8 protein-coding genes and 3 pseudogenes are annotated in these 13,173 nt (G+C 55.8%); 6 read left to right on the forward strand and 5 right to left on the reverse strand.

Annotated elements, in window-relative coordinates:
- Nucleotides 1-451: 451 nt before the first annotated feature.
- Nucleotides 452-784 (forward strand): hypothetical protein, encoded by a 333-nt coding sequence (locus ACM530_RS06180; protein ID WP_065950574.1) that lies wholly within the window; start codon nucleotides 452-454, stop codon nucleotides 782-784.
- Between the two features lie 444 nt (nucleotides 785-1,228).
- Here ACM530_RS06180 and ACM530_RS06185 read toward each other — a convergent pair.
- From ACM530_RS06185 to ACM530_RS06195, 3 genes and pseudogenes are all read right to left on the reverse strand, one after another.
- Nucleotides 1,229-1,456, reverse strand: a pseudogene (locus ACM530_RS06185) (methyl-accepting chemotaxis protein); the annotation flags it as partial.
- Nucleotides 1,457-1,501: 45 nt separating this feature from the next.
- A pseudogene (locus ACM530_RS06190) lies at nucleotides 1,502-2,539 on the reverse strand (PAS domain-containing protein); the annotation flags it as partial.
- A gap of 504 nt (nucleotides 2,540-3,043) precedes the next feature.
- Complete coding sequence (locus ACM530_RS06195) at nucleotides 3,044-4,963, reverse strand: ATP-binding protein (RefSeq protein ID WP_416364436.1); 1,920 nt, start codon at nucleotides 4,961-4,963, stop codon at nucleotides 3,044-3,046.
- 261 nt (nucleotides 4,964-5,224) lie between these two features.
- Between ACM530_RS06195 and ACM530_RS06200 the strand changes: the two genes are divergently transcribed.
- The 3 genes from ACM530_RS06200 (at nucleotide 5,225) to ACM530_RS06210 (ending at nucleotide 8,573) form a co-directional block, all read left to right on the forward strand.
- On the forward strand, nucleotides 5,225-7,015 hold the full coding sequence (locus ACM530_RS06200) for a GGDEF and EAL domain-containing protein (protein ID WP_065951383.1): 1,791 nt from the start codon (nucleotides 5,225-5,227) through the stop codon (nucleotides 7,013-7,015).
- Nucleotides 7,016-7,632: 617 nt separating this feature from the next.
- Nucleotides 7,633-8,235 (forward strand): hypothetical protein, encoded by a 603-nt coding sequence (locus tag ACM530_RS06205; RefSeq protein ID WP_065951382.1) that lies wholly within the window; start codon nucleotides 7,633-7,635, stop codon nucleotides 8,233-8,235.
- Nucleotides 8,236-8,264: 29 nt separating this feature from the next.
- The gene (locus ACM530_RS06210) at nucleotides 8,265-8,573 is read left to right on the forward strand and encodes a hypothetical protein (protein ID WP_416364437.1); all 309 of its coding nucleotides are present in this window, start codon (nucleotides 8,265-8,267) and stop codon (nucleotides 8,571-8,573) included.
- Nucleotides 8,574-9,027: 454 nt separating this feature from the next.
- Here the strand turns inward: ACM530_RS06210 and ACM530_RS06215 are convergent.
- Together ACM530_RS06215 and ACM530_RS06220 are read right to left on the reverse strand one after the other, a co-directional pair.
- Nucleotides 9,028-9,351: pseudogene (locus ACM530_RS06215) on the reverse strand (methyl-accepting chemotaxis protein); the annotation flags it as partial.
- Nucleotides 9,352-10,127: 776 nt separating this feature from the next.
- Nucleotides 10,128-11,078, reverse strand: a complete 951-nt coding sequence (locus tag ACM530_RS06220; RefSeq protein ID WP_242194927.1) for an AraC family transcriptional regulator — start codon at nucleotides 11,076-11,078, stop codon at nucleotides 10,128-10,130.
- 190 nt (nucleotides 11,079-11,268) lie between these two features.
- Between ACM530_RS06220 and ACM530_RS06225 the strand changes: the two genes are divergently transcribed.
- Nucleotides 11,269-11,700 carry a hypothetical protein gene (locus ACM530_RS06225; RefSeq protein WP_416364438.1) on the forward strand — a complete coding sequence of 144 codons (432 nt, stop codon included), beginning with the start codon at nucleotides 11,269-11,271 and terminating at the stop codon, nucleotides 11,698-11,700.
- A gap of 2 nt (nucleotides 11,701-11,702) precedes the next feature.
- Nucleotides 11,703-13,154, forward strand: coding sequence for a M48 family metallopeptidase (locus ACM530_RS06230; RefSeq protein WP_065951377.1), 1,452 nt, complete (start codon nucleotides 11,703-11,705; stop codon nucleotides 13,152-13,154).
- Nucleotides 13,155-13,173 lie beyond the last annotated feature (19 nt).

A 13,173-nucleotide genomic window follows, 5' to 3' on the forward strand; every position in this document is an offset into this window, starting at 1 on the left:
TTTTCCTTATCTCCTTGGTTTGATTAAGGAATGCCATCCACCGTTGCGACACGAATGGGTGGCACACCGTACAGGGGTCGCAAACCGGAAACCAAGGAACCCGGCCAGGCCGAAGCCTGCCCTGCACGGTGCGCCATAGAAAAGCAGCAGCTAGCACTTGAAGTGCTGACTGTGCGATATGGCACATACCGCGCCTTGGTTTCGATTCAGGTTGCGACACCCGGTCGCGGGATTGACCGCGACGGAGCAAAGCGTAAATGTGAAGCGGCGACAACACAAGCATGAGTGTCAATAAGGCTGCATTCGAACAAGCGCTCTGAGCAGAAACTCACGCACGTTCGGATTTAGTGGCTATGGCAAGTCAGATACCACGTCAAGCCTTCTTATTTCCGACGCTGTCCGCAGTGATAGAATCGAAAACGCTATACACGACCCCCTCTTGAGAAATGGTATGACTACAGAGCTGACGGAAGAAGAAATGCGTCGGGCGCTATTCGGTGCGCCAGAGGCCCCTGCATCAGTGATCGACACCCATGAGCAAGACACTGCACCAGAAATCGTGATCGCGGAGCAGACAAAGGTAGTGAAGAAAAAGAAACTCTCAAAATCCTTTACTCCCAGATTGAAAGTCACACTGAGGGTGGGGAATGAATTCGAAGGCAAGATGCACGAGATCGTACATGAAGCCGATACGCTCAGTTCTCTAGTTGCAGAGCAAGAAGCTACAAAGTTAGCCAAGAAAAAATTCAGATTTGTGGAAGTTATCTCGGTCAAGTCGATGTAAGCGGGCACGCTAACGTCCGATTAAAGGGCATTTCATCCCTGCGGCCCGCCCGGCCGACAAGTTCATGTGAAGTGAGGGTCTTAACCTCGATTACCGTAGCCGTTCGCAGGCTTCAAAGCTAACGGTCAATCTAACGTTTCAAGGCATAACGGAACTACCAGCCTCCCCCGCTGACCTCGGTCTACGACGGGCAGAAAACGGCCAGAAGCGGACGCTGATGACATGTCACCTCCCGGAGGTCATTCAGGGCTCTACAATAATAAGCAACGATACAGAGCGCCCTGAATAAATTCCCAACAGATGGTTCATATCTGGATGGGTAATGGATGCTCGAGCTCACTGCCGTTGGTTGTCTACTGTAATTTACTTAGTACGTACCGAGGCAGCGAGCAGATGGGCGAATATCGCCCCAGCTTGGATTAAACAGAGCAGTAGTTAGCGGGCGATCATTCCGGCAGCTTGTTCGGTTGCTTCTGTAGTGCGAGTCGCGAGCTTGCGAACCTCGTCGGCAACGACCGCGAAGCCACGACCCGCTTCGCCAGCGCGCGCGGCCTCGATCGCCGCGTTCAGTGCCAGGAGATTTGTCTGGTTCGCAATGCTCTGTATAGTCCCAACTATCTGAGACAATTGAGCGATGTTTTCCTCAAGCGTCTGCTGATGCGCGACCTCTGCCTGTCTTAGCGCTTCCTGCTCGTGCTGCAGATGGACATCCACAAGGGCCCCTACCACCCGAAGCGGCGAGCCGGAGGCGTCGCGCCGAGTCTGACCTCGAGCTCTGAACCATCGATATTCACCGCTCTTCATCTTTAGCCGATACTCGATATCAAAGGGCGTCCTCCCAGACCGGTCGTTCAGGTGAGCTCCAAAGGCTTTTAGGCTTTGCTCCTTATCATCCGGGTGCAGCCTGGATGCCCAGCTATCCAAGACATCAGGGAACTCCTCCACGGTTTCAAATCCAAGCAATCGTCTGAATTGAGGAGACCACCAGAATGGGTTCTTTGGATTTACCGGGTCACCCGCGATAACTTCCATATCCCACAAACCGTCCGAGAGCATTTCCCTGGCCAGTTCGAACCTGGTGATGATCACATCGTGCTCTTCGTCTCGCTCAAGCTGATCATGGATGTCACGCAGAGAACCCGCTACGCGTATAGGCATACCTCGATCATCCCGCAGCGTTTCTCCTTGTGCATAGAACCAGCGGTATGAGCCGTCCTTCATCGCAAGCCGATTTTTCACCTTGTAAGGGGTGTGCCCGGATTTATCGTTCAGATGGCGGGTGAAAGCGTCAAGAGTGGCTTGCTTATCCTGCGGATGCAGGCGATCAGCCCAACTCGCTAGAACATTTGGGAAGTCGCGCTCATCGCTGAACCCCAGAAGGTTGCGTAGTTGCTGAGACCACCAAAAACGATTTTTAAGATTCACGGGGTCGCCGGCGACTACCTCCATATCCCACAGCCCTTCGCTGGAAGCGCGGTTCACAAGGTCGAATCTGATCTCGTGTGCAGAAGCGGACGATGCTGCGTCGCGAAGTAGCTCACGAGCTGCTTCCAATTCCTGCTCAAGCTCCTGTATACGGGATCTGGAACTGCGATCGAGTGAATCAAACGCCCTCCAGGCATCAAGGACTGCAACTGCTTCAGCGCATCCGTCTACTTTTGGCGGTACACCGCGAGTAATCGCAGTCACCAATTGTTTTATCGCGCGACGATCACGGCGCATTCCAAAGAAGGTAGTCATGGTAATTGGACTCATAATTGTTGCGGGCCCTATCCATGGCACCTCGCCACCTATATCGTCACTGAAGAAAAAAGCTGTACACAAATTTAAGTTTGTACACGTTCTTTTTGTATGAATTGCCCCTGAATGAGCAAATGTGTCAACAGACCTCGTTTAAAGGTCGCTTGTGGTCGGTTTCTACCTTTAGTGATCGGCAGTGTTCGGCCAAAGGCGGACGCTTTCCGAACTGAAGCTCAAACTCTGCAAGCAAGAAGCCCATCCTTCGCTTACAGGGCTACCTGAAACACATCACCCCATCGCTTTCTGGCGCCAACAGGATGCATCTGCACGGTTGTCGTAATCCTACGTCGATGCGGCTGTGTGCTATTCGATCAAGGAGTAGCGCTCGGCAGAACGCAATGTGAGCAACGTGATTGGCTAGCGGTAGTTCGCCAACTTTGAAAGATGCAGTCATTGGCTTCGCGGGCAAGGCACGAAGGTTGCGAATTGCTCGGCGTATACCTGAGGTGTCGAGCCTGCTCATCGTTGAGAGATTAAACGCTGCACAATTGCTTTAAGCTCTTTTAGGGCAAAGGGCTTTAGCAGGAGTTCGGTCTGGCCGCTTTTAAGTGCGATCGCCGGGACAGCATTTTCCAAGAAGCCGGAAATGAAAAGAACTTTGAGCGTAGGGCATTTTTCGAGAGCGATCACCGCCAATTCATCGCCACTCATACTGCCGGGCAGGCCGATGTCCGCGATCAGTAACGCTGCCTCTGCTTGTTCTTCCAACTCCCGCAGTGCTTGTGCAGCGGTTCCAGCCTTGGTGACTTGATAGCCGACTTCTTCCAGCGTCTCGCCAATAAGGTCCCGAATAGCATCCTCGTCGTCGACCACGATTACCCTTGCGTTATGTGCCTGGAAATCGTGTTCCATACTGATGGGTACGCTGACATCAACAGTTGTGGCTTGACTGTGGTGCAATGGCAGGAAAAGGCTCACCGTAGTGCCTTTACCCATAACTGATTCGATCCGGGCTTCGCCCGATGATTGCTGGGCAAAACCATAGACCATCGAGAGGCCCAGGCCGGTTCCAGAGCCCAAGGGTTTGGTTGTGAAGAATGGGTCGAAAGCGCGCTCAAGCACGCTTTGTGGCATCCCCGTCCCGGTGTCAGATATCCGGAAAAGTGCGTATTGCCCTGCGTTCAGCGCTGTAGCGCCATCCGAGGTATCAACGCGGGCCTTGCTGATTTGGATCTGGAGCCGACCTCCATGAGGCATAGCGTCGCGCGCATTGATGCACAGGTTCAATATCGCGTTTTCCAATTGGTGGGCGTCACATAAGCACAGCAAAGTTTCTTCTGGTGCCAATAGCTCCAGTTCGATCCGCGGCGTGAGGCTCCTGCTGATGAGCTCCCTCATTTCTTGAGCTAGCAACGCCAGGTTGACTACTGAGCTCGCCAGAGGCTGACGTCGGGCGTAGGCCAGCAGCCAATGTGTCAGAGAGGCTGCCCGGGCAGAAGCATTTCGTGCGAGCCCTACATATAGTGGTAGGTCCTCTTGCTTGCCCTGGGCGATACGTCGGTCGAGCATGTCCAAGCTGCCCGTGATTACGGTCAGCAGGTTATTGAAGTCATGGGCTAATCCACCTGTTAGCTGGCCCACTGCTTCCATTTTCTGGCTCTGCTGCAACTGCGAGCTCACTTGCTCCAGCGCTTCTTGACATTCCTTGTATTGAGTAACGTCCCGCGCGACCGCAAAGTACAGCCCCTCTCGACGTGCTATTCGCCAGTTCAAGTGCAGCGGTTTGCCATTGGCGCGAGAGCCTTGGGTATCGAGCTCTGCGATATCCCCTCTGCCCAGGGTGAGTAGGGCGTCCGACAGTTGGGAGGGGGAGATGAAGCAGAAAAATGCACCGCCCTTGAGTTCTAGATCTGAAAGCCCGGTTTCGGTTTGCCAGGCTGGATTCATCGCCACGACGTCACCGTCCTCGGCCAACGTGCAGATTAGGTCAGGGGATACATTCCAGATACCATCTCGCTCCAGTGTACGACGCTCGACCTCATACTCCAGACGATCGTTAACATCGGAGAGGGCGCTCAAGGTTCTTCGGAATAAGGCGCAAACAACCGCCATGCCGAAGGTCACGAGGGCGAAACTTGCGCTACTAACCCAGGCTGTCAAGCCATCATTAAAGCCAATCTCGCCAATGAAGAAATAGTGTGCGGTGAGCACTGCTAGCACGCAGCCTATGACCGATGGACCAACGCCGAAACAGAAACCGATGAACATAAGCCCCGGTATGAAAAACAGGTACGGTAGTGCTGTAAAGGGAAGCTGCACGCGCACGGCGGCCCAAAGCGCAATCACCACGACGGTGCCGGCGTAGCTAACCGGAGGGCTTGGCTGATTGCGTGCAAATCGGCGCACCAACTCAAGACTACGAGAGAGAATACTGATCAAATGTTGCTCCGTCGGGGCCAGGTCGGAGAGCTGAGGTGCGAATTGTCGGCAGTCGATATGGCGATGGTTCGCAACCTTAGATAATTATAGGCAACCACTCCTTCAGCTTTAAGCGGTTTACAACTAGGGCCTATAGTTTCTGATTATCAGCGCAATGGCTAACAATAATTGTGGGAATTTGGCGCCGTGATAAGCTCAAGGCATAGAATCAACACCTAATCTTGGTATTTCCAGCCGACTTATCACTCAATAGTAGCCGAAATGACCACATGCAACTTATGGCCCGAAGAAGAATGCGCTCGGCTGGTCGACGTAGACCGTTTGACCTCCGACTTGGAAAGCGGCTCGGACCCTGTGCTAAACAGCATTGTGGCGATGGTCTCCAGCTATTTTAAGGTGCCTACTTCGCTGGTCAGCATCATCGAGCGCGACTATCAAGTTTTCAAAGCCCGTGTGGGCATGGAGCCTGAACGGACCTCGCGCGAAATATCCTTCTGCGCCCACAGTCTCGACGAAGGGGGGATGTTAGAAATATGTGACCCTGTCGCTGACCCGCGGTTCTTGAGCAACCCCTTGGTAATAGGCGCTCCGTTCATCCGGTATTACGCAGGTGCTCCGTTGACAATCAATTCAGGGCGCAACCTGGGCAGGCTCTGCGTGCTTGACTATAAAGCGCACGCTCCGATGGACGAGCAAGGGCGAACCCTTCTGCGCAACGCGGCCCAGGTCGTGGTGGCGAGGTTGGAATCCATGCACCGCTCGCATTACATCGACCCGATGACTGGCTTACCCAACCGGCAGCGCTTTGAAGCAGACATTCTGCAGGCACCTGATCAGCATGAGCGGGTCGCTGTCCTTATAGAGCCGCTCTCCGCATCGGGGATGGACAGTTTGGCGAAGTCGCTTGGCAGCGAGTTTTTCACCAACTTCATGCTGGCGGTCAAAGAGCTGGTCTTGAAGTTGCTGCCCGCAGAGACGCGTTTGTACCGCTCCGGCACTCTGGGCTTTGTCGCATTGCTCAACCACCGGACACTGTCGCTGTCCAGCCTGGCCGACAGCATAGTGCATGCGTTCGAAAGACCGCTGTACTGTGGGGATATCCCCGTTTTCTCCGATGTAGGGATCTGCGTACTGCCGCACAAGCCCGAATCTGGCCTGCCGACGGATATCCTGCGCCAGATGTCCAGCATCACTGATGCTGCGCGCCGAAGCGAGAGGCGTTGGCTCGATTACGACCCCGCGATCGATTCGAGCCTGCGTCGCAGCACCGTACTTCTGAATGACATCGAAGCGGCACTTGGCACCGTTGATCAATTCAGGCTGGTCTACCAACCTCGTGTCGATCTTGCCAGCAACCGGTGCGTTGCTGTTGAGGCACTGCTGCGGTGGTCGCATCCCAAGCTAGGTGAGATTAGCCCTGCTGAATTCATCCCGCTGGCCGAAACCACAGCTTCTATTCGCCACATCACCAGTTGGGTAGTGCGGCGCGTCTGTGAGCAGCTATCAGAGTGGCGCGCTAAGGGCTTGGAAATGACTGTCTCCCTGAACGTCTCGGCACTGGATCTGACTGACGGACGTCTGTTCGATCAGTTGGTCGAGAGCCTGCAAGCCTTCAAGGTAGCACCACGATTCATTGAGCTCGAATTTACCGAAAGCGTCCTAGTGACTGACTTCCAGGCCGTGCGGGTCCAGTTGCAACGTTTTCGCGATCTCGGCGTTGCCATTGGGATTGATGACTTTGGCAGTGGTTACAGTAACTGGGCCTACCTGCGCGAGATTCCGGCAAGCAGCGTCAAGCTCGATCGTTCACTGCTCGTTGATCTTCAGCCGGGTAACAAAGAATGGCACATAATCCGAGGCCTGATCAGCTTGGTGAGAAATCTTAGCCTGACCGTCGTGGCGGAAGGAGTTGAAACTGAGCTGCACTACCACCTGCTGCGAGGTTGGGGGTGTCAGCAGGGCCAAGGTTATTACTTCGCCAAGCCATTATCACCGGTCGCCCTTCTCGCCTGGCTTGACGAGGGTGCCTGGTTGTCTGGGCGGCCTAGCTGACGTAATGGCGGGCTGCTTCGTTTCTGCGGGACTTGTACAGCCATCTATAGCTAAGAGAAAGCGATTCAAGAAGCGGATAAAATCCGATCTAAACGCATCGATGCGCATCATGAAACTCAGTATCGGAGCTGGAAACGTATCCTCAAATCGGTCCTACCCTGGCGCGTTACAAAGTCTAAACTGAGAATCCAGGAGTACTTTTGGTACAGCGGCAATGCTCAGGATGAGATAGTAAGTCCCGGGTGTGCTTCTGGCCGAAAAGCGTCTGCTCGTGTTAAAGGGCCGGGCTTGAAGAATTGACAGACCATTTGTGCGCTTGAGTTCCTTTACTGTGGTTGCCGGAGTTGGAAAGCAATTTGTCGTTGCAAATCTGGCTTAAGGCTGTTCACGACCCGAAGAGCACGAAAGGGGGTGTACCAGGGATCATGCGAGGTGCTCATTTCGATTTTCTTAAGCAAATACCTCCCAATGATCAAGCTACGCCGCTCTCTATGTGCACTGCATAGGCTCCGCATCTGATATCGTCGCGACGCTTCAAGCACAAAATTTTCTGTTGTTACGCAATGCGACTCCTCTTTTGTGGTCTGTAACCCTGACTCCGCAAAAGGAAAGGCTTCATGTCGATACGCCCTCTGCTTGGCCTGATTGCATTGCCGTTGTTCGCAGGTTGCCAGTATTTGCCCCACACCAACTACTTCACCGCGCCCGAAAACGAGCCCAATCCTGCCTGGGTACGTATCGTCGACTACACGCAACATGCCGAAGTTTACCAATACGAAAACGGTAAACGTTCCGGCGGCGCTGTTCGCACTGGCCTCCTGCCGTTCACCCATACACAGGACTTGGGTATGCCCAAGGCAGGGCAAGACCTCACATGGGACTATTACGAAACGCAGATCCGACCCGGTATCGAAACGCAGGTGGATCTTTTCTGGGAGGGGTCACTCACTCGCTCCTGCCACATCTCGACGAAGTTTACTCCCCAAGCCGGACTCTATTACCAGTTCAGGCTGACATCCGGCTCATCAGGCAGCTGTAGGGTGTACGCATCGCTGATTGAGGGCGACACAGAAGGACACGGTTGGCATCTCACGCCGAATCCGCAGGTGACCTATAACGGTGATGGACCGACGGCCCAAACCTATTACCAGAACAGCAGGTTTGAGGACCCCGATTATCATCCACCTGAAGCTCTGTATCCGGGGATGGACATTTACTAGATAGGTGCACGACTACAAGGAATCGTTAATTGGCTAGCGCAAAATACTTCCGAACGCTCGGCGAGCGAGCCTCAGAAGATGTGTTCGCATGGGCGGCATTTGTCGCGCAAACAGAATTCCTGTGGAAAGACACAAGGTCAGTCCAGAACGCCGTCGCCTGGCGGCGTATTTGGTTCGAGCTGGAAATAATCAACGGGCTTGCGCTGGCGCATTGGGAGGATGAGGGAAAGCCTGTTAACTGGTCGAGCCGCTGGAATACCGACTTTCAACAAGAAGCGGCGGCCCTGGCGAATGACTTGCTGGAGCTTTTGTGTGATGCAGAATCATCTGGAGGCTGAACCATCACGCTGGTCTCAAGCAAAGTGCCCAGAAGTCGGATTGCGGCGAACAACGACCCGACGGTCAGCTCAATAGGGTTCTAAACCGCTCTTCAGGGAGTTCCCCTGCAAAAATTGCGTCGGCTTTCAGCGGCACATTCTCAAAATATGCCAGCTTATCCATTCCCATCCGCGCGCTCGTGCGATAGAGCATTTTATAAACCGCTCACACCGTATTGTTCCTCACTGCGTTGATGCTCTTTTGGCTGATACTGCGCGTCGAGGTTGTAGAGTGATCACGGGATGACTGCTTCTGGCCGATGGCTGCCCGTTACAAAGTGCAGTAGTCGGCTAAAAGCGGAAGTTCGGTTTATAGAAATTGCCTGGTGTTGCTACGATTGCATCAATTAGGCTACTCAACCTGTCATTGAGTGCTAGTCTGAAGCTAGCCATCAGCGCCCCCAAAAAGCCTTTGTCACACAACAAATCGGTTAACTAACTGATTCAGGTTAACCGCTAGCTTTGACATCTCACCACACGCACTCGCTGTTTGGGCGGCTCCAGCAGCACTCTGTGTTGCAAGTTCACGAATGCTGACCAGGTTTCGATCAACTTCCCTAGCGACGTGAGATTGCTCTTCAGAGGCTGTCGCGATCATTAGGTTGCGTTCGTTAATTTGAATAATGCCCGTTGATATTTGATCCAGTGAGGTACTGGCCTCTTGGGCAACACCAAGAGATTCGGTGGCCAGGTCTCTGCTTGTATTCATCGCCTTCACGGCCAAGTCAGAATCACTCTGTGATGTTCCTTGGTGAGCGTTTTTCGGTCGCGCATTTATACGGCGGCGGGCTTATCTGTTTAGCAGTGTGGTTCGTTCTCAGTAAGAGCAAGCCGAAGCAATAGCCCTCACCGGCTTCGGATTGATCCAATAACTCAAACGGCACTCAACAATTCCTCATCTGATTGGCTGGTGGCCACTAAGTGAATACCATGTCTTAGTTTTGCGGAGTCTTGTGGGTGACTTGCCCGGACGCATACGGATGATGAATAGAATGGGATTGAAGAACAGCGAAAACCAAGTCGGAGTTTTAATTGCCGCTGCACATTTCATCCGGACTGGGCGTATGGATCTGGGTGCTGAGCTGGTGGAGAAACTTTGCCCTCCTAAAGCGCACATTACCGGTGTAGGTGACTACGACCGATGCCAGCTAGTGCGGTTAAACCTGGAGCGTGGATTCAATTTAGAGGGGCTTGATTCCATTAAGCCAGGTTTCGACCACGAATCACTTTGATACGTTGAGCGCCGCCGAACCCCATGCCGCTCCGATCAAGCCCGGATAGCAGGGAAAAAGCGCCACGAATCCGGTTGTATCAACCTGACTTCACCGGACGCTTACCAAGCACACACATCATTCTCAAAGGCAGCCAGTAGTCACGAAAAACGACCATGGCACTCACGAAATTTGAGCACGGCGGGCTGCTTCAGCACAGGTCGTTTGGCTGTACGATGGGCCCCAGGTGGCCGCAGAGGCGCTCAAACAAGTCGGCTTAGCCCAGGTTGATTCAATACGCCGCTCACTCCTTACCCGGCGGATACCCGAACCGCGCCTTGTAGGCATGGGTGAAGTTGGCCGGGTCTGCGTAGCCGACACGGTACGCAACCTGCGCCACCTGCCATTTGCGTTCGCACAACAGTTGGCGAGCCACTTCCATGCGACAGTCGCGCAGGTAGTGCAGCATCGACCTGCCGAACGCCTGCTTGAAGGCGCGGCGCAGCGTGGTCTCCCCCACACCCAGCATGCATGCCAGCTCAGGGCTGGCCGGTGGCCGGGCGAGATTATCTTCGAGCAGTTGCCGGGCTTCGTGCGCCAGATCGCGCTGGGCACGGGTCTGGCCCTGGGGGCGGGTTTGCTGGCCGCCCAGGTGCGCTGCCAGCTCCACCAGTACTGCCAGGGTCAGGCTTTCCTGATGCAGCCTGCCCAGTGCGCCGTGGTAGGGCGTCTGGTACAGGCGCTCGAACAGCGAGCGCAGCGCCATGCAGCGGGGCAGTGGCGTGAAACGTACACCGTCCTGTTGCAGGCGCAGCAGCGGCAACAGCGTGGTGTCGCCTTCCTCGGCCTGTTCGTGAATGAACGAGCCGGCGATGCGCAGCCCCGCCAGCCGTGCGTGGCTACCGGACGGCAGGATATCCACCGCTTCCATTGGCTCGCTCAGGCCCAAGCTGACCGGGGCTTCCGGCGTGTAGCGATTAGGCGTGCGGCGGTCGATGCTATGGCTCCATCCTCCTTCGAGGACCTGCACAATGCACAGACTTTCGGGCAGCACCTTGTGGATGCGCAGCGGCTCGGTAAAGCGAAGGTCGCAGTCGAAATACTGCATCAATGGGCGCACGGTTCGCGCCTGGTAGTACCCGCTGGCACTGCCGATGATCTCCCGCGCGGACGCGTCGAGGATATTTGACCGGCTCAAGGGCTGCGGGCCATCGAAGAACACTTCGGTGTCCCGGTAAGGGGTCCAACTCTGCATGGCTTTCAATACTGGCTAACGGCTATTTGACGTCAATCCGACAATGGGGTCGCAGTATAGTGCTGGTGGTGCTTTTTTAACCAGTGCCTGTGACCGGCGGCCATTCACTTGTGTGAGGCGGTCAGCAACCTTGACGATTCGGTGACTCTGGCTTATCAGGTGCACTCATTTCATTACCGAGGACACTGGCATGTTCCTGAGCACCTGCGCGCGCGCACTCACCGTTGGCGCGTTGCTGCTGACTTCCGCTTTCACCCTGGCCGACGACGCCCGCCCGGAAGTGGCCGACAAGGTCATGGCTTACCAAGGTGAGCAAGGCATGAAGGTATGGACGCTGCGCATCGGTGCCCGCCCTGTCAACGAGGCCCTGGTGCAAGTGGAAGGGGTGGACCATGACTGGAACCTGCGCATCCAGAAAATGAAAGTGGAAAAGACCGCCAAGGACACGCGCTACAGCACCGAGGTCAACGGCCAGAAGTTCGTGGCGCTGATCCTTCAAGATGGCTATGGCGAGCTGTACTTGCCTGACGAAAGCCAGGAGTTGAACGTGGGCTACAGCGAAGGGCTATCGTCACAGGGCAATGCCCAAGCGTTCCTCACCGACTACCTGAACCAGAAGTGATCATGTCTACCTCATCACGCAGGTTGCGGCTGCTGGCCTTTCTGTTTCTGGTCCCGTTGGGGCTGATGCTTTACGCACTGCTGCAAGACGGTCGCGTGCACTGGGCATTGAGCGACGAGCAGCAAATGCGCGACTGGATCGTGGCCGCCGAAAAAGACCCCGAGCATCTTTTGCCGGTGCACAAGAGCCTGACCGGCGGGTATGTGGGGGCCGAGTACATCGTGCCGCACATGCAGCAGGAGATCGCCCGCATCGTGCAGGACCACGGCTGGCTGACGTTACGCGGGTTACTCGCGCACCTGGCTGAGCTGTGTGCGCTGGCGGCCGCCCTGACCGGTCTGGCGCTGCTGGGTAAGCTCAAGTATGACGCCCTGCGCTCTATTCGTTCGCAAGACTACATGCTGCAGCACCTGACACTGGCCTGGCAGCGGGTCACCCAACTGATCTTCCTTGATGTGGCGCTGCTAGTGGCAGGTATCAGCCTGTGCCTGCTCTACGAAATGGTCTGGGCCTACAGCAACTGGGACAGGGGCGGCGCCATGCCGTTGCTGTTCACCCTGCCGCTGTGGGTGGTGCTGGCAGGTGGCGTGCTGTTGCTGCGCAGCATCCGCAAGCGGCTGGCACCGCTGGAGGCACCTGCGCTGGGGCTGCTGGGGCGTGAATTGTCACGCGAGCATGCGCCGGGCCTGTGGCGTTGGGTGGATGACATTGCACGTACGGCCAATGCACCCTCGCCGGATCATATCGTGGTGGGCGTTGATCGCTCCTGGTTCGTGACCAGCAGCCAGGTGTTCCTGCAGTCAGCGCAGGCGCCGCTGCTTGGGCGCACGCTGTATATCCCGCTCACCTACGCCTCGGCCATGAGCCAGGACGAAGCAGGCGCTGTGGTGGGACATGAGCTGGGGCACTTCGCATCCGGCGACACGGAGAAGGGCTCGCAACTGTCGTCGCTGTTCCATAGCGTGCATTCACGTATCCACACCATGCTCGAAGACAACGACAGTGACACCCTGCTGGCCGGCCCTGGCATCTGGGTGTCGCTGTACTTTCTTGAGCGATTCGATCACGCCTTCCATCACTGGAGCCGCCGGCAGGAACTGGCCGCCGACGAAGTGGGCGCCAGGGTGGCCGGTGCCCGAACATTCGCCTGCGCCTTGCTGCGGGTGTGTGCCTTGTCCGAGCTGATCGACCTGCTGCTCGCCAGCCCGCAGACCCGCAACATTGTGCAGGCGCTCAACAGCCACATGGGGCAGCACGCGTTGCCGGTCAGCCCCCACACCCTCGAACACCGTGTCGAGCACCCCTTCGACACCCATCCGCCCACCTTGCAGCGCGTACACAACCTTAAGGTGGCACTGGACGACGACTTGCTACGTCAGGCGTCCCGTCCGGCCAGCGAGGCTGACAGCCAGTGGTTCAACCAATTACTCGCCGACACGGCGCACACCGCATGAGCAGCACGGAGACTTGACC

Source organism: Pseudomonas sp. NFX183, from assembly GCF_047943075.1.
Classification (GTDB): Bacteria; Pseudomonadota; Gammaproteobacteria; order Pseudomonadales; family Pseudomonadaceae; genus Aquipseudomonas.